The sequence below is a fragment of the Phenylobacterium koreense genome, assembly GCF_040545335.1.
Taxonomy (GTDB): domain Bacteria; phylum Pseudomonadota; class Alphaproteobacteria; order Caulobacterales; family Caulobacteraceae; genus Phenylobacterium; species Phenylobacterium koreense.
The window spans coordinates 393,946-409,389 of the sequence record NZ_JBEPLU010000002.1; the positions used below are offsets into that span (position 1 = coordinate 393,946).

Annotated in this window: 14 protein-coding genes and 1 tRNA gene; 8 read left to right on the plus strand and 7 right to left on the minus strand. The window is 66.0% G+C overall.

Annotated elements, in window-relative coordinates:
* The first annotated feature begins 135 nt into the window (after positions 1-135).
* Positions 136-220, plus strand: a tRNA-Leu gene (locus ABID41_RS13725).
* Positions 221-235: 15 nt separating this feature from the next.
* Here ABID41_RS13725 and ABID41_RS13730 read toward each other — a convergent pair.
* Genes ABID41_RS13730 through ABID41_RS13740 form a run of 3 tightly spaced genes read right to left on the minus strand, consistent with a single transcriptional unit; the run spans position 236 to position 3,815 of the window.
* A complete protein-coding gene (locus ABID41_RS13730; RefSeq protein WP_354298076.1) occupies positions 236-1,684 on the minus strand; it encodes an NAD(P)H-hydrate dehydratase in 1,449 nt (482 codons plus the stop codon).
* 21 nt (positions 1,685-1,705) lie between these two features.
* Positions 1,706-2,275: a histidine phosphatase family protein gene (locus tag ABID41_RS13735; protein WP_331932055.1), complete on the minus strand. Its 570-nt coding sequence runs from the start codon at positions 2,273-2,275 to the stop codon at positions 1,706-1,708.
* A gap of 4 nt (positions 2,276-2,279) precedes the next feature.
* The gene (locus ABID41_RS13740; protein ID WP_331932054.1) at positions 2,280-3,815 is read right to left on the minus strand and encodes an acetyl-CoA acetyltransferase; all 1,536 of its coding nucleotides are present in this window, start codon (positions 3,813-3,815) and stop codon (positions 2,280-2,282) included.
* Positions 3,816-4,045: 230 nt separating this feature from the next.
* Between ABID41_RS13740 and ABID41_RS13745 the strand changes: the two genes are divergently transcribed.
* Both ABID41_RS13745 and glnA read left to right on the plus strand, forming a co-directional pair.
* The gene (locus ABID41_RS13745; RefSeq protein ID WP_331932053.1) at positions 4,046-4,384 is read left to right on the plus strand and encodes a P-II family nitrogen regulator; all 339 of its coding nucleotides are present in this window, start codon (positions 4,046-4,048) and stop codon (positions 4,382-4,384) included.
* Positions 4,385-4,422: 38 nt separating this feature from the next.
* The gene (glnA, locus tag ABID41_RS13750) at positions 4,423-5,835 is read left to right on the plus strand and encodes a type I glutamate--ammonia ligase (RefSeq protein ID WP_331932052.1); all 1,413 of its coding nucleotides are present in this window, start codon (positions 4,423-4,425) and stop codon (positions 5,833-5,835) included.
* A 64-nt stretch (positions 5,836-5,899) separates the two neighbouring features.
* On the opposite strand, the gene ABID41_RS13755 is transcribed toward glnA, so the two are convergent.
* Positions 5,900-6,340 (minus strand): methyltransferase family protein, encoded by a 441-nt coding sequence (locus ABID41_RS13755; RefSeq protein WP_331932051.1) that lies wholly within the window; start codon positions 6,338-6,340, stop codon positions 5,900-5,902.
* A 118-nt stretch (positions 6,341-6,458) separates the two neighbouring features.
* On the opposite strand from ABID41_RS13755, the gene parE reads away from it, so the two are divergent.
* The 5 genes from parE to ABID41_RS13780 all read left to right on the plus strand — a co-directional run bounded on the left by parE (position 6,459) and on the right by ABID41_RS13780 (position 13,394).
* Positions 6,459-8,516 (plus strand): DNA topoisomerase IV subunit B, encoded by a 2,058-nt coding sequence (parE, locus tag ABID41_RS13760; protein WP_331932050.1) that lies wholly within the window; start codon positions 6,459-6,461, stop codon positions 8,514-8,516.
* Positions 8,517-8,580: 64 nt separating this feature from the next.
* A complete protein-coding gene (locus tag ABID41_RS13765) occupies positions 8,581-9,759 on the plus strand; it encodes an acyltransferase family protein (RefSeq protein WP_331932049.1) in 1,179 nt (392 codons plus the stop codon).
* A 113-nt stretch (positions 9,760-9,872) separates the two neighbouring features.
* Entirely contained in the window at positions 9,873-11,363 is a 1,491-nt protein-coding gene (locus ABID41_RS13770; protein WP_331932048.1) for a DEAD/DEAH box helicase, read from the plus strand.
* A 109-nt stretch (positions 11,364-11,472) separates the two neighbouring features.
* On the plus strand, positions 11,473-12,522 hold the full coding sequence (locus ABID41_RS13775; protein ID WP_331932047.1) for a GGDEF domain-containing protein: 1,050 nt from the start codon (positions 11,473-11,475) through the stop codon (positions 12,520-12,522).
* 74 nt (positions 12,523-12,596) lie between these two features.
* Positions 12,597-13,394, plus strand: coding sequence for an enoyl-CoA hydratase/isomerase (locus tag ABID41_RS13780; protein WP_331932046.1), 798 nt, complete (start codon positions 12,597-12,599; stop codon positions 13,392-13,394).
* Here ABID41_RS13780 and ABID41_RS13785 read toward each other — a convergent pair.
* From ABID41_RS13785 to ABID41_RS13795, 3 genes are all read right to left on the minus strand, one after another.
* Positions 13,381-14,574, minus strand: coding sequence for a low temperature requirement protein A (locus ABID41_RS13785; protein ID WP_331932045.1), 1,194 nt, complete (start codon positions 14,572-14,574; stop codon positions 13,381-13,383). The two genes, ABID41_RS13780 and ABID41_RS13785, sit on opposite strands and share 14 nt — an antisense overlap.
* A gap of 84 nt (positions 14,575-14,658) precedes the next feature.
* On the minus strand, positions 14,659-15,060 hold the full coding sequence (locus ABID41_RS13790) for a HesB/IscA family protein (RefSeq protein ID WP_331932044.1): 402 nt from the start codon (positions 15,058-15,060) through the stop codon (positions 14,659-14,661).
* A 19-nt stretch (positions 15,061-15,079) separates the two neighbouring features.
* Positions 15,080-15,442, minus strand: a complete 363-nt coding sequence (locus tag ABID41_RS13795; protein WP_331932043.1) for an SUF system Fe-S cluster assembly protein — start codon at positions 15,440-15,442, stop codon at positions 15,080-15,082.
* Positions 15,443-15,444: the final 2 nt, after the last annotated feature.

Genomic DNA, 15,444 nt, shown 5'->3' on the forward strand with positions numbered 1-15,444 from the left:
CCGCCCTCCCCCCTAATGGAGCGGGCTGACCTGCACGGTCCGCGTGCGCCTCACCTACGGCCGTCTTCGCCGGTAGGCGGCGCTCGCCGGATGTCCTTGCGATTCAAGGCCGCGATCACTTATGTGGGCGCGGATGCGGGTGTGGCGGAACTGGTAGACGCACTGGATTTAGGTTCCAGCGCCGCAAGGCGTGGAGGTTCGAGTCCTCTCGCCCGCACCAACCCCTTCTTCGCGGTCAGCCGACACGTCCCTCATAGAGACGGCGCAACACCGCCGGCGCCAGGCCCGGCAGGTCCTCGGAGATCAGCCCCGGCCCGTGCAGTTCAGCCGCCTCGGCGTGGATCCAGGCCGCGGCGCACGCCGCCTCGAAGCTTTCCATGCCCTGGGCGATCAGCGACCCGATGAACCCGGCCAGTACGTCGCCCGATCCGGCCGTCGCCAACCAGGGCGAGCCGTTGGTGTTCACACAGGCGCGGCCGTCTGGCGCCGCGATCACCGTGTCGGCGCCCTTCAGCAGCACGATCGCATCGGCGCGCTGGGCGGCCTTACGCGCAGCGGTGATGCGCTCGGGCGCGTCCTTGAGCACGCCGGGGAACAGCCGCTCGAACTCGCCGGGATGCGGCGTGAGCACGTCGTCCACGTCGAGCACCGAGAACAACTCTTCCGGATCGTCCCGGAAGACGGTGATGGCGTCGGCGTCGATGATCAGCGCCGCGCCGGTCCGGGCCAGGGCCAGCACGTTGACCAGAGTGTTCTCGGTGATCCCGGCCGCCGGACCGATGATCGCCGCATCAACGTCGGCCGCCGCCTGTTCCAGCTCGGCCTCTGTGTCGAAACCCTTCAGCATGACCGCTTCCAGGTGCGCCGCATTGACCGGCAGCGCCTCGGACGGCGAGAGCACCGTCACCAGCCCGGCTCCCATCCGCAGGCCTGCGCGGGCCGACAGCCGGGCGGCGCCAGTGTTCCACGCCTCACCCGACACCACCACCAGGCGGCCACGCGCGTGCTTGTGGGTGTTCACCGCCGGCCAGGGGAAATGCGCCAGCCAGACGTCCGGCCCGTTCTCGATGAGATTGCTGGGCGTATCGGCCAGCCCGATGTCGGCCACCAGCACCTCGCCGCACAGCTCGTGTCCCGGCTGAAGCACGTGCGCCGGCTTCTTGGCATGGAACGTGACCGTGAGCCCGGCGATCACCACCGGCCCGACCGGCGCGCCGGTGTCACCCAGCAGCCCGGACGGCACATCGACCGCCACGACCGCCTCGGGCTGCGCCGCCAGCCGGTTGGCCATCGCCGCCGCTTCACCGCTCAGGGGGCGGGCAAGGCCCGCGCCGAACATGGCGTCCACATAGAGCCGGGCGTTCAGCGGCGCATCGAAGGCGGCCAGTTCCCCGCCCCACGCCGCTGCTGCAGCCTGGGCGTCCGGCGTCGTTGGCGGGGCAAGCGCCCTCACCTCTACCGGCCAGCCGCGCTCAGCCAGCAGCCGCGCGACCACATATCCGTCGCCGCCGTTGTTGCCAGGCCCACAGACCACGCAGACCGGCCGCAGCGAGAACCGCTCGGCGATAGCCTCAGCCACCGCGGCCCCGGCGCGCTCCATCAGCACCGCACCCGGCGTGCCGGCCGCGATCGCCTCTCGATCGGCGCCGGCGATCTCGGCGACAGTCAGCACCTTGCGCCCAATCACGCGCTGCTCCTGCGGAAACTAGAGGACCTGGGTCGAGGCTTCGCGCCCCTGCTCCACCAAGGTCAAGCGCTCACCGTCAGTTTCCAAGGTGGTGATCGAAGTGTGGTCCGGTCGGAAGACCAGCACCCGCTCGTCGCCGGCCAGTTGCGACACCACCGCATTGATCGCCACGTAGTGCGAGAAGACGGCCGTGCCGGCGCGCGCATACAACGCCCGCACCACGTCGCCGCGCCAGGCGTCATAGTCGAGATCGCCCTCGACGTCCTTCCAGCGGCCCTGGAAGACCGACTTCAGCCAGGCCGGGCGCTGCTCGGCGTTCAACGCCTGCGGGGTCGGGATCTCCCCGACCAAGGGATCGATCTCGACCTCGACGCCCAGCGCCTCCGCCGTCGGCATCGCGGTTTCGCGACACCGGCGCAGGGGTGAGCTGACGACCCGCGTCGGACGATCGGCCTTCGGCAGCGACATCAGATAGTCGCGCGCCGCATTGGCCTGGGCCTTTCCGGCCTCGTCGAGGCCGGGGTCTTCGTCGGCTTCGCCCCAGACGGCTGCGGGCTTGCCATGGCGGATCAGGTAAAGTCGCGACATCAGATCAATCCGGTACGAATATGTTGCGGGCGCCGTCGTCGGAGCGGCTCACGGTCCCCGTGCGTCCGATCGCTTCCCGGGCCTCCAGATCGGCCAGGGTCGCCTCGTCCGAGGGCGTATTGGCGACGAAGCGCCGACCCTCGGAATCACGTCCGACCACGATGCCCATCATGTACCCTTCGCGGCCGTGCACCACCGTATAGGTTTCGATTGTGGCTGATCCGCTTGGCTCTTCGATGACAGGCGGATGCGGCAGGGCGTCGATCTGAGCCTGCAGCACCTTCGGGTCCTGGCGGTCGAACGGCTTGGCCGGGGGTCTGGTCGAATAGATCCCCGTCGACTGCTTGGTGAGGAACCAGCCATTGGCGGTGATCAGCCCGTAGGCTCCGTGATCCGCCCTCAGTCGCTGCGTCATCTCGGCGATTGAGTGCATGGCGTAGTTGTTGCCCGGACCGCCCATGTACGGCAGACCGCCGGTCACCGTCAGTCCGCGCGGGTCGTCCAGCGACAGACCCAGTTCCTCGGCCCCGATCTCCACAGCGACTGGGAAGCAGGAATAGAGGTCGATATGGGCGATGTCGCCCAGGCCGACGCCGGCCATCTCCAGCGCCCGCTGGCCGGTGAGCCGCATGGCAGGGCTGGAATGGAAGTCCTGGCGATCCAGCGGATACCAGAGGTCCGAGGCGTCGGCGCAGCCGTGCAGATAGACAAGCTTGTCGTCGGCCACGCCCAACTCGCGCGCCTTCTTCAGGCTGGTCACCAGCACGCCGGCGGACTGATCCACCTCCATGATCGCGTTGAGGTACTTTGGATAGGGGAAGCCGATCATCCGGTTCCGGTCATCGACCGTCACCAGCTCCTCGGCCGACCGCTCGATTGGGAACCAGGCGATCGGGTTCTTCGCAGCCACCCTGGTGAAGGGCGCGAACAGCTTTCCCAGCCGCTTCTGGTGATCGGGAATCGAGCGGCCATCGCGCGCGCGAAGGGCGTTCTCGAACAAGGGATAGCAATTGATCGGCCGGCCAAGGCCGTGCTTGGCTTCGTAGGGCGTGACGCCCGGACGTGGATCCCCGACCCGCTCGGGTTCCGGAAGGTCCTCGGCGTCGTCCCAATTATCGAAGCCCAGCCCAGCCTTCAGACGTTTGGTGGCCGAGCCGAGGAACTCGCAGCCGACCACCAGCGCGAACTCCGTCTCCCCTTTGGCGATCCGTTCGGCGACGATGTTCACCAGTTGCTGCGGGCTGTTTCCGCCCATGTGTGAATAAACGGCATAGGCCGGCTCAGCGCCGATTCGTTTCGCCAGTGTGACGGGCGGATTGGTCGAGTGCGGCACGACGCGGGCGCCGCCTGGCGCGTCCACGGTGAAGCCGACCACCGCCAGCCCGTCGATCTCGCTGAGCTTTTCGACGGCAAGACCGGCGTTCTTTGCGGCATTTTCCGCTGCAATCTTCAGCAGTTCCGTGGGGGAAGGAGAAACGCCGGGCTCGCCCCTGTACGTGAATTGCCCCGCGCCGATTAGAACTGGCGTCCTGTCGTCCATGCTGTCCTTCCCTCCACGGCCAAGTCAGGTGCGCGACGCATTGTTGAGCAGCGCAAAAAAGCGGATTTCCTGCGCTGATCGGATTGGAGGCGCCACCTGATCAAATTCTAGGCATTCCCATTATCGCACGATCCCGCGACGGAACCGCAAGCCCATGCCTCTTGTAGAGCTTGCCCGGAGCGTGCTCGTAGCCCTCGACCGCTTCGGCGGCGCACACGCGTGAGCTTGGTATGAAAAAAATCGAAGCCATCATCAAACCGTTCAAACTAGACGAAGTGAAAGAAGCTCTTCAGGAGCTCGGCGTCCAAGGCATGACGGTGATCGAGGCCAAGGGCTATGGTCGTCAGAAAGGCCACACCGAGCTTTATCGCGGCGCCGAGTACGTCGTGGACTTTCTACCTAAGATCAAGATCGAGGTGGTCGTGGCTGACGATCAACTCGAGGCTGCGCTGGAAGCCATCGTCAGCGCCGCGCGCACGGGCCGCATCGGGGACGGCAAGATCTTCGTTTCGGAAGTCTCGGACGTACTGCGCATCCGCACCGGAGAGACCGGCGCAGCGGCCGTCTGACACACGAGAATTTCGGACTTCTTCAAGGGGATACGACCATGGCCACCACCGCCAAGGACATTTTGGATCTGATCAAGGAAAAGGACGTCAAGTACGTCGACGTCCGCTTCACCGACATTCGCGGCAAGATGCAGCATGTCACCTTCGACATTGACCTTGTCGATGATGAGTTCCTCACCGACGGCACGATGTTCGACGGTTCGTCGATCGCGGGCTGGAAGGCCATCAACGAAAGCGACATGAAGCTGCGTCCGGACCTGGACACCGCGATCATCGACCCGTTCTACCAGCAGACCACGCTGGCCCTGATGTGCGACATCGTGAACCCGGACACGGGCACCCCGTACAACCGCGACCCGCGCTCGATCGCCAAGGCCGCGCTGAACTACGTGAAGTCCTCGGGCATCGGCGACACCGTCTTCTTCGGCCCGGAAGCCGAGTTCTTCATCTTCGACGACGTGCGCTGGTCCACCGCGCCGCACGACACCGGCTATTCCTATGACTCCACCGAACTACCGGTGAACTCGAACAAGGCCTATCCGGAAGGCAACATGGGCCATCGCCCGGGCCCGAAGGGCGGCTACTTCCCGGTCAACCCGGTCGACTCCTCCCAGGACCTGCGCGGCGAAATGCTGGCGGTCATGGGCGAGCTCGGCATGAAGCCGGAAAAGCACCACCACGAAGTGGCGCCGGCCCAGCACGAACTCGGCCTGAAGTTCGACACCATGATCACCATGGCCGACCGGATGCAGCTCTATAAGTACGTCATCCACAACGTGGCGGCGGCTTACGGCAAGACCGCAACCTTCATGGCCAAGCCGATGTTCGCCGACAACGGCTCGGGCATGCACGTCCACCAGTCGATCTGGGCCGACGGCAAGCCGCTGTTCGCCGGCGACAAGTACGCTGGCCTGTCGCAGATGTGCCTTTGGTACATCGGCGGCATCATCAAGCACGCCAAGGCGATCAACGCCTTCTCGAACTCGACCACCAACTCCTACAAGCGTCTGGTGCCGGGATACGAAGCCCCGGTGAAGCTGGCCTACTCGGCCCGCAACCGCTCGGCCTCGATCCGCATCCCGCACGTCGACTCGCCGAAGGCCAAGCGCATCGAAGCCCGCTTCCCGGACCCGATGGGCAACCCCTACCTGACCTTCGTCGCCCTGCTGATGGCCGGCCTGGACGGCATCATCAACCAGATCGACCCGGGCGCGGCGCAAGACAAGAACCTCTACGATCTGCCGCCGCGCGAGCAGAAGAAGGTTCCGGAAGTCTGCGGCTCGCTGCGTGAAGCCCTCGAAAACCTCGACAAGGATCGCGCCTTCCTGAAGGCCGGCGGCGTCATGGACGACGACTTCATCGACGCCTACATCGAGCTGAAGATGCAGGAAGTGATGCGCCTCCAGCTCCACCCGCACCCGGTGGAATTCGACATGTACTTCGCGTGCTAGTCGACGCTTGAAGCGAAAACACGAAGGCCGCGGAGCGATCCGCGGCCTTTTTCGCATCCAGGTCTCAGATCCAGCGGCGCACCCTCCGGGCATAGGCCTCGTAGGCCTCGCCGAATTTGGCGCGCATCGCACGTTCCTCATATGGGATGTACCAGAGCCCTGCGGCGAGCGCGAAGACCAGCGGGCCGACGAAGGGGCTGCCCGCCCCCATGATCGCAGCCACGCCCGTCAGGAGCAGGAGGAAGCCCAGGTACATCGGGTTGCGGCTGAAACGGAACGGCCCGTCGGTGACGAGGACATCCGGCTCGTCGAAGGTCTTGATATTGGTCCCGACCTCTCTGAACCGCCCTGACCCCGCGATCAGCAGCGCCAGGCCCGCCAGCAACGGGACCATGCCCAGCCACGGCCAAGGCGGCGGAATGATCGGGCCCGGCGCGCCAGCCCTCAGCAGGGCCATCAGGATCAACAGGCCCAGGACCAATATGGGCGGCAATATCCTCATCATGCGGCTCCCTGGAGTTGCGTAACGGACAGGCGTGAGAGGCGGCAGCGCCCGGTCGCATTGATTTGAACGCCTGGGCGATTCATATGGCGACCTCGAATCGTTCCATTTTCAGGGTCGCATGTCCCAGGCCGCTCCCCCCCAAGCCTCCCTTTTCGATGACGCCCTCAATCCTGCGCCGGCTGCGCCGCTGGCCCAGCCGCATGAGCCGCGCCCCGATCCAGAGGTGCTGAGCGAGAAGCCGACGAGCGGCTATTCGGCCAAGGACATCGAGGTCCTCGAGGGGCTGGAGCCGGTGCGCAAGCGGCCCGGCATGTACATCGGCGGCACCGACGAGCGGGCGCTGCACCACCTGTTCGCCGAAGTCCTCGACAACGCCATGGACGAGGCGGTGGCCGGCCACGCCAAGGTCATCGAGGTCCGCATGGACGCCGACGGCCGACTGACGGTGAAGGACGACGGCCGCGGCATTCCCGTCGATCCGCACCCCAAGCATCCGGGCAAATCGGCCCTTGAAGTCATCATGACCGTCCTGCACTCGGGCGGTAAGTTCTCCGGCAAGGCCTACGAGACCTCCGGCGGACTGCACGGCGTCGGCGTCTCGGTGGTCAACGCCCTATCCGAGCGCGTGGACGTCACCGCGTGGAAGGACGGCTTCGAGTGGCGTCAGTCCTTCAGCCGCGGCAAGCCCCTCGGCTCCATCGAAAAGCTGAACCCGACCCGCAAGAAGGGCACGGCCATCAGCTTCCTGCCCGACGAGCAGATCTTCGGCGAGGGCTGCGCCTTCAAGCCTGCGCGCCTCTATCGGATGGCCCGCTCCAAGGCCTATCTCTTCGGCGGCGTCGAGATCCGCTGGAGCTGCGATCCCTCCCGCATCCACGACCAGACCCCGCCCGAGGCGACCTTCCGGTTCCCCAACGGCCTGGCCGACTTCCTGGCAGAGCGGGTCAAGACGATCGAGACCGTAACGCCCGCCCCCTTCGCCGGTCGTTACGAGCGGCCGGGCGAGACCGGCAAGGTCGAGTGGGCCATCACCTGGACTCCCGCGGGCTTCGGCGAGGCCGACGGCTTCATGCAGTCCTACTGCAACACCGTGCCCACCCCCGAAGGCGGCACCCACGAGGCGGGCCTACGCGCCGTCCTCACCCGCGGTCTCAAGCAATATGCCGAGCTCACCGGTGAGAAGCGTGGCGGCCTCATCACCGCGGAGGACGTGATCGCGCAGGCCGGCGCCCTGGTCAGCGTTTTCATCGCCAATCCGGAGTTCCAAGGGCAGACCAAGGAAAAACTGTCCTCGTCCGAAGCCCAGCGCCTGGTCGAGAACGCCCTGCGCGACCCGTTCGACCACTGGCTGACCGCCCAGCCGAAGGCCGCGACGGCGCTGCTCGAGTTCGTGATCAACCGCGCGGAGGAGCGACTGAAGCGCCGCCGCGACAAGGAAGTCGCCCGCGCCTCGGCCACCCGCAAGCTGCGGCTGCCGGGCAAGCTCGCCGACTGCTCGGGCCAGGCGACGGACGGCACCGAAATCTTCCTAGTCGAAGGCGATTCCGCCGGCGGCTCGGCCAAGCAGGCCCGCGACCGCAGGACCCAGGCGATCCTGCCCCTGCGCGGCAAGATCCTGAACGTAGCCTCGGCTTCTCTCGACAAGCTCATCGCCAACAAGGAGCTTTCAGACCTGCTGTTGGCGCTCGGCGTCCAACCCGGAAAGAAGTTCAAGGAAGAAGAGCTGCGCTACGAGCGCGTGGTGATCATGACGGACGCCGACGTCGATGGCGCTCACATTGCATCCCTGCTGATCACCTTCTTCTATCGCACCATGCCCGAGCTCATCCGCTCAGGCCGGCTCTACCTCGCCCTTCCGCCGCTTTATCGGATGAGCCACGGGGGCAAGACCATCTATGCTCGCGACGACGCCCACCGCGAGGAACTGCTGGCCACAGAGTTCAAGGGCAAGAAGCCGGAGATCGGCCGCTTCAAGGGCCTCGGCGAGATGATGCCCGGCCAACTCAAGGAAACCACCATGGATCCGGCCCGCCGGACCCTGGCTCGCGTAACGCTGCCGCGCGCCGAGGAAACGGTCGAGGATCTGGTCGAGGCGCTCATGGGCCGCAAGCCCGAGCTGCGCTTCCGGTTCATCCAGGAAAACGCCGAGTTCGCGACCGCCGATCTCGACGTCTGACCCACAGGGTTTGGTCGAGGCTCGAATCCACCTCTAGTTTCGCACCCCACGGTGGAGGTGAGTTATGGTTGCTGGTTCTGCGAGCAATGCGGGCGGTCGTCCGCGGCTGGGCGGCGTTGAATCCCTGCGCGCCTACGCTGCGTTCGCCATCGTCATCTTCCACGTTATCCACCTGGCCCAGGCGCCGGTTCCGCAAAGCCTGGAGTTCATGAAGGACTTCTTCGGCTACGGCGTGCCGCTGTTCTTCGTGGTCAGCGCCTTCAGTCTCGCCTACGGCTATGACGGGCGCGTATTCGGCGACGGCCGGCTGCAGGAGTTCTACCTGCGGCGGCTGCTGCGGATCGCCCCCCTCTATTACCTGGCCCTGGCGACCTGGATGGCGGCCATGGCGCTGATCGGCGGACCGCCGCCGTCCCTCTCGCTCCTGGTCCTCTGCCTGACCTTCCTGTTCAACCTCGCTCCCGACGCGGTGGACGGCATCGCGCCGGCGTCGTGGTCGATCGGCGTGGAGATGCTCTTCTACGTGATCTTCCCGTTCGTGATGGCCCTGGCCCGGACGCTTCCGCGGGCGATCCTCGTGACCGTGGCCTTCGGCGGCCTCGCCCTAGTCTTCGCGGCGACCGGCACGCGCTTGAAGCTGAACCCGTCCTTCGTGGTCCATGGACTGCTCTTCAACCTGCCCTATTTCGGCTTTGGCCTGATCGCCTTCAGACTCTCCCAGTTCGCCAGCCCGCGGCTGGGCGGCGTCCTCACAATCGCCGGCCTTGTGATGACGGTAGCCATGTGGGCGAGCGCGAGCATGCTGGCCGGCCGCATCGGCTGGACCGTCAATATCCTCTACATGATGGCCTGGGGCGCGCCCTTCGCGCTGATCTGCCTGGGCATGGCGCTACGGCCTCTCGCCATCCTCTCCAATCCCGCTACCGAGTTCCTCGGCAAGATCAGCTTCGGCCTCTATCTCGGGCATCCCCAGGTGATCTTCGTGCTCAGCCAACTCGGCGTCTACGAACGCATCCAGGAGATCCCCGGCGGGTCCGGCGTCACCTTCCCGCTGGCGGTGCTCGTCACCTCCGCCGCGCTGATCCCGATCGCCTGGGTGCTCTATGCCTTCATCGAGCGCCCAGGCATGGAGCTTGGTCGCCGGTGGGGACGCCGCCTGCGGGCGGCGTCCTCCGCACCCGCGCGGACGGCCGACGGCTTGATCGCGGCGCAAGCCGCCCCGCCTTCTGCAGAACAGATTTGACTTGAGCCCGTCACGCCGTATCTTCCGGCGCGCACGGCGATCGCCGTTCGCGCCGCCGCGGCTCGTCGCCGGCTTTTGACCCTGAGCGGACTTTCCGCTCCCATTGCTGCTGAATGACCGAATTTTCCGAACTGGGCCTGTCCCCCGCGACGCTTCAGGCCGTCGCCGATACGGGCTACACGACCGCTACTCCCATCCAGGCGCAGGCCATCCCGGTCGCCCTACAGGGACGCGACGTCCTAGGCATCGCCCAGACCGGCACCGGCAAGACCGCTGCCTTCACCCTGCCGATGATCGAGCGTCTGGCGGCCGGGCGCTCCAAGGCGCGTATGCCTCGTTCGCTGGTCCTGGCGCCCACGCGTGAGTTGGCCGATCAGGTCGCCGCCTCGTTCGAGCGCTACTCCAGGGGCCAGAAGCGCACCCTCTCTTGGGCCCTGCTCATCGGCGGCGTCTCCTTCGGCGACCAGGAACTGAAACTCGACCGCGGCGTCGACGTGCTCATCGCCACCCCCGGCCGCCTGCTCGACCATTTCGAGCGCGGCAAGCTGCTGCTGACCGGCGTACAGATCCTGGTGGTCGACGAAGCCGACCGCATGCTCGACATGGGTTTCATCCCGGACATCGAACGCATCTTCAAGCTGACGCCGCCCAAGAAACAGACCCTGTTCTTCTCGGCGACCATGCCGCCCGAGATCACCCGGCTCACCAAACAGTTCCTGAACGATCCGCAGCGGATCGAGGTCGCGCGCCCGGCCACCACGGCCGAGACCATCAAGCAACACATCCTGCGCCTGCCGACCTCCGACCCGAAAGCCAAGCGGACCGCGCTGCGCATGCTGATCGAGCGTAGCGACATCAAGAACGGCATCGTCTTCTGCAACCGGAAGTCGGAAGTCGATATCGTCGCCAAGTCCCTGAAGAAACATGGCTTCGACGCCGGCGCCATTCATGGCGACCTGGACCAGACGACCCGGATGCGGACCCTGGAAAGCTTCCGCAATGGCGGCCTGAAGCTGCTCTGCGCCTCGGACGTCGCCGCGCGGGGGCTCGACATTCCGGACGTCAGCCACGTCTTCAACTACGACGTGCCGCACCATGCCGACGATTACGTGCACCGCATTGGGCGGACAGGTCGGGCCGGACGCACCGGCGAGGCCTTCATGATCGTCACGCCGGCCGACGCCAAGAACATCGACAAGGTGCTCAAGCTGATCGGCAAGGTCCCCGAAGAGGTGACCATCGAAGGCGTCGACTTCGCCGCCATCAAGGACGAGCGCCGTGCGAACGGCCGTGAACGGGGCGGTCGAAGCAGTGAGCGCGGCCGTGGTCGCGAGCGCCCCCGCCCCGTGGCGCCGCATGGCGAAGTCGCCGCGATGGAGCCCCTCGTCCCCGCTCCCGCTGAGGAACCGACGCCGAAGCGCAAGGCCTCGCGACGCGCTGAGGCCGCCGAACCGGCGCCGTTCGCGCCTGAACCTCCGCGCCGAAGCGCACGTCGCAGCGAGAGCGACAAAGGCGATAAGGGCGACAAGGAAGTGGTGGGTTTCGGCGCCGACGTGCCGGCCTTCCTGCTCCGCCGGACGCCGCTGACGCCTTCGGCAGAATAAGCTTAACTAACGGCCTTAACGGGTCGTTCGACTCTCTACACTAAGTCTGACCTCACTTCCGGGGCGCAGCCCGCAGGGCCGTGACCTGAAGGAACTCAGGAAAGACAGAATGTCCGAAGAGATCGAAGCCAAGCTGCGCGGCCCTGGCGCCTATGCGCTGGCTCGTCACGCGCTGGCGGCCATGGAGGCGCACGCGGCCTGGCCGACACCCGTCAATTTCGAACTCTGGACCTATTTCGTCGGGGCCCCCGACAGCCCTCTCGGGCGGGAGATCGCCCGCCTCCTCTCCACGGGCGAAGCCTTCACCGATCTTGTCGCCGACGAACTGGCCGCCGCCTATCTTCCGAAAGCTAAACTCTCCGAGCAAATCCGCGACGCGGGCGACGCCCTCACCAAGGAACTGGATGCGGTCAGCCTGGCGATCAAGACCGCCCAGAAATCCAGCGAAGCCTATGGCGACACCCTAGCGGGCGCCTCGCGCACCCTCACAGGCCCCGCCGGCTTCGATCTCAAGGCGATGGTCGACACGCTGATCAGCGCCACTCGTCAGGTGCAGCAGGAGAACAAACTCCTCGAGTCCCGCCTCTCGGAATCGACCAGCCAGGTGGTCAAGCTGCGCGAGCACCTGGAGCAGGTGCGCCGCGAAGCCACTACCGACGGCCTCACCAACCTCGCCAATCGCAAGGCCTTCGATGAAGAACTCGCCCGCGCTTGCGCCGACGCGGTCTCCGACGGCCAGAACCTGACCCTCGCCCTTATCGACATCGACCACTTCAAGACCTTCAACGACACCTGGGGGCACCAGACCGGCGACCAGGTGATCCGTTATGTCGCCAGCGTGATCGGGCGTGTCGGCGCCCCGCCCCGCTTCGCCGCCCGCTATGGCGGCGAAGAGTTCGCCCTCATCTTTCCGAGAGAGCGCGTCGAGCAGGCGGCCGCAGTGCTGGAGGACATCCGCGAAGAGGTCGGCTCACGCATGCTCAAGCGCCGCTCCACCAATGACGACCTCGGAGCCATCACCATTTCCGCTGGTCTCGCAGAGCTACGGGGCGGCGAAGGCGCCCACGGCCTGATGGAGCGCGCCGACAAAGCGCTCTATGTCTCCAAGCGCAGCGGCCGCAACCGCGTGAGCACTGCCGAGCACTCCGTCGCCGCCTGAGGCGCTTTCCCTCTAGCCTGACGTCAGGACATATCCTCTTTAGTCTCGCGAAAAGGCGCACGAGGGAGGATGTCATGGCCTATGAGAAGATCAGAACGGCGACGACCGACGGCATCGGCGTCATCACCTTGGCCGACCCCTCGACCTTGAACGCTGCCGGCCTCGACCTGATGGACGAGCTACAGCATGCCACCGACACGATGAAGGCCGACGAGGTCATCCGTTGTCTGATCATCACCGGCGAGGGCCGCGGCTTCTGCTCCGGCGCGAACCTCTCGGGACGCGGGACCGCTCCGGCCAACCCGGATCCGGACGGACCGGACGCAGGCTCGGTCCTGGAGAGCGTCTACAACCCCTTCATGACGGCGATCCGCGACTATCCGATCCCGATCGTCACGGCTGTGAACGGTCCTGCTGCGGGCGTCGGCTGCTCCCTGGCCCTGATGGGCGACATCATCGTCGCCGCCGAGAGCGCCTATTTCCTCCAGGCGTTCCGGCGCATCGGCCTGGTTCCGGACGGAGGGTCGACCTACCTGCTGCCACGCTTCATCGGCAAGGCTCGGGCCATGGAAATGGCTCTGCTCGGCGAGAAGATCACCGCCTCGACCGCCGAGAGCTGGGGCCTCATCAATCGCTGCGTGCCCGACGACAGGCTGATGCCTACCGCCATGGAGTTCGCCAAGGCGCTCGCCACCGGACCCAAGGCGCTCGGCTCGATCCGCAAGCTCATCTGGGACAGCCTGGACGACGAGTGGTCAGGCCAGCTCCACGCCGAGCGTCTGGCGCAAAAGGCTGCAGGACGGACCGAGGACAATCGCGAAGGGGTTCTCGCCTTCCTGCAGAAGCGGCCCGCCGTCTTCAAGGGGCGCTAGTGGTCGCGCGCCGTTCGCGGCGGCGCAGCAGGAGGGTCTCCGAACCCGCCACCGCCACGAGGACACCGGAAGTCGCCAGGCTCAGAGTCATCGGCGTCATAGCGCCTGCGACCGGCGCGAGCAGCGCAAGAGCCAGCAGACCGCCCAGGTGCGAGCGGGGCGCCTTGCCTATGGTCGCCCGCCGGAATAGGGCGTCGCCCGCGAGATAGATGCCAGGGCCGCCCAGCAACACCAGGGCGGTCCCAAGGTCCACCGGGCCTAGCGGGTGGGTCAGGGCCAGCTCGTCGCCGACGGCTGTGACCACGATGCCGGCGACCAACGGCAGATGGATATAGGTGTAGGCGAGCCGCGCAAGACGCCCCGGATCGTCGGACTTTGCGATCCTCTGGCTAGCGCGCTCGGCGGCGGCGTCGAAATAGATCCACCACATCGACACGCTGGCGGCGAACGCCGCGCCGAATGCTGTCGCTGCGGAAGCGGTCATCGGCAGTTCGGCGAAAGTGGCGCCGGTCACAAGGATCGACTCCCCCAGAGCAATGATCACGAACAGCGCGCAGCGTTCGGCCATGTGGCCGCCCTCCACCACCCAATCGGTCGAAGCCGAGCGTCCCAGGCCCGGCGTCCAGAACCCCATCGAAGGGCCTGCGAACTCGATCGCCACGGCGAGCGCCCATAGGGCCAGGCGTGCTCCCCCCTCCGAGAGCCCCCCCACGATCCAGAAGATTCCTGAGAAGGCCAGCCAGGCGGTGATGCGAACGAAGTTCAAGTAGTTCTGAGGGTTATGCCGGCGCAAGGCCCACAGCGCAAAGCTCGACCGCCCCACCTGCATGAAGACGAACGCGCAGGCGAACTGCAGCCCCTTTTCCCCAAAGGCATCGGGCAGCGACATGGTCAGGAACAGGCCCGCCAGCATCAGGACGATCAGCATCAGCCGCACTGCCTGGCGCTCCGGGTCGAGCCAGTTCGTGATCCAGCAGGTGAAGATCCAGACCCACCAGACCGCCAGGAACAGCAATCCGGTCTCTACCGCCCCCATCGGCGTGAGGTTCTTCAGCAGGCCGTGCGAGAGCTGCGTCACCGCAAAGACGAAGACCAGGTCGAAGAACAGCTCGACGAACGTAACGCGGTGATGATCGTGTCCCGTCCGCGTACGCTGCAGGTCGATCCGCGAGCTGAACATGCCTTCTCCATCGTCCGAACCGGATCGGCGGAGCCTGAGGCGCGCCGCGTTCGGCGTCACCTCCCGATGTGCAATTTTACGAAATTAGGAGTCGAGGGTCTTGGCGGGTTCGATGGTGACGCTCTCGCCGCACCCGCAGGCGTCCGTCTCGTTCGGGTTCCGGAACACGAACTTCGCCGCCAGCCGGGTGGCGACGTAGTCGATCTCGGTCCCGATCAGGAACAGAACCGCCTTCGGCTCGACCAGGATGGTCACGCCCTTGTCCTCGACCACCTCGTCCAGCGGCCCGGCCTGCTCGGCATATTCCAGGATATATTCCTGGCCCGCGCAGCCGCCGTTCTTCACCCCTACGCGCAAGCCCGCATAAGGCTTTTCGGCCTTGTCCATGATCTCGCGGACGCGTGCGGCGGCCGCTTCGGTCAAGGTGACGACCTTGGGCCGGGGACGACGGGCGCGGGGCGCAGGGCTGGCGGACAGTTGGGTCATGCTCGAATCCTATATGGGGTCAGAACATGTTGAGTTGAAGCTTGGCCTCGTCCGACATGCGCGAAGGATCCCACGGCGGGTCGAAGACCAGCTCGACAGTCACGTTACGTACGCCCGGAATTTCCCTGACCGCATCCTGCACCCAGCCCGGCATATCGCCGGCGACCGGGCAGCCTGGCGCCGTCAGGGTCATGTCGATGGCCACGTCCTTGTCGTCGGAGACATCGACCTTGTAGATCAGGCCCAGCTCGTAGATGTCGACCGGGATCTCCGGGTCGAACACCGTCTTCAGCTTCTCGATCAGTTGATCGGTCAGCGCATCCAGCTCTGCCTGTGACAGCGCGGGGGTCGTGATCGGCTCGATGGAGGCGGCGTCGTCCATGA

Coding starts and splice junctions, on each gene's coding strand:
- ABID41_RS13755 (WP_331932051.1), bottom strand. CDS start 6,340: ATGATGAGGATATTGCCGCCCATATTGGTCCTGGGCCTGTTGATCCTG.
- ABID41_RS13775 (WP_331932047.1), top strand. CDS start 11,473: ATGTCCGAAGAGATCGAAGCCAAGCTGCGCGGCCCTGGCGCCTATGCG.
- ABID41_RS13795 (WP_331932043.1), bottom strand. CDS start 15,442: ATGGACGACGCCGCCTCCATCGAGCCGATCACGACCCCCGCGCTGTCA.
- parE (WP_331932050.1), top strand. CDS start 6,459: ATGTCCCAGGCCGCTCCCCCCCAAGCCTCCCTTTTCGATGACGCCCTC.
- ABID41_RS13790 (WP_331932044.1), bottom strand. CDS start 15,060: ATGACCCAACTGTCCGCCAGCCCTGCGCCCCGCGCCCGTCGTCCCCGG.
- ABID41_RS13770 (WP_331932048.1), top strand. CDS start 9,873: ATGACCGAATTTTCCGAACTGGGCCTGTCCCCCGCGACGCTTCAGGCC.
- ABID41_RS13745 (WP_331932053.1), top strand. CDS start 4,046: ATGAAAAAAATCGAAGCCATCATCAAACCGTTCAAACTAGACGAAGTG.
- ABID41_RS13765 (WP_331932049.1), top strand. CDS start 8,581: ATGGTTGCTGGTTCTGCGAGCAATGCGGGCGGTCGTCCGCGGCTGGGC.
- ABID41_RS13740 (WP_331932054.1), bottom strand. CDS start 3,815: ATGGACGACAGGACGCCAGTTCTAATCGGCGCGGGGCAATTCACGTAC.
- ABID41_RS13735 (WP_331932055.1), bottom strand. CDS start 2,275: ATGTCGCGACTTTACCTGATCCGCCATGGCAAGCCCGCAGCCGTCTGG.
- ABID41_RS13785 (WP_331932045.1), bottom strand. CDS start 14,574: ATGTTCAGCTCGCGGATCGACCTGCAGCGTACGCGGACGGGACACGAT.
- glnA (WP_331932052.1), top strand. CDS start 4,423: ATGGCCACCACCGCCAAGGACATTTTGGATCTGATCAAGGAAAAGGAC.
- ABID41_RS13780 (WP_331932046.1), top strand. CDS start 12,597: ATGGCCTATGAGAAGATCAGAACGGCGACGACCGACGGCATCGGCGTC.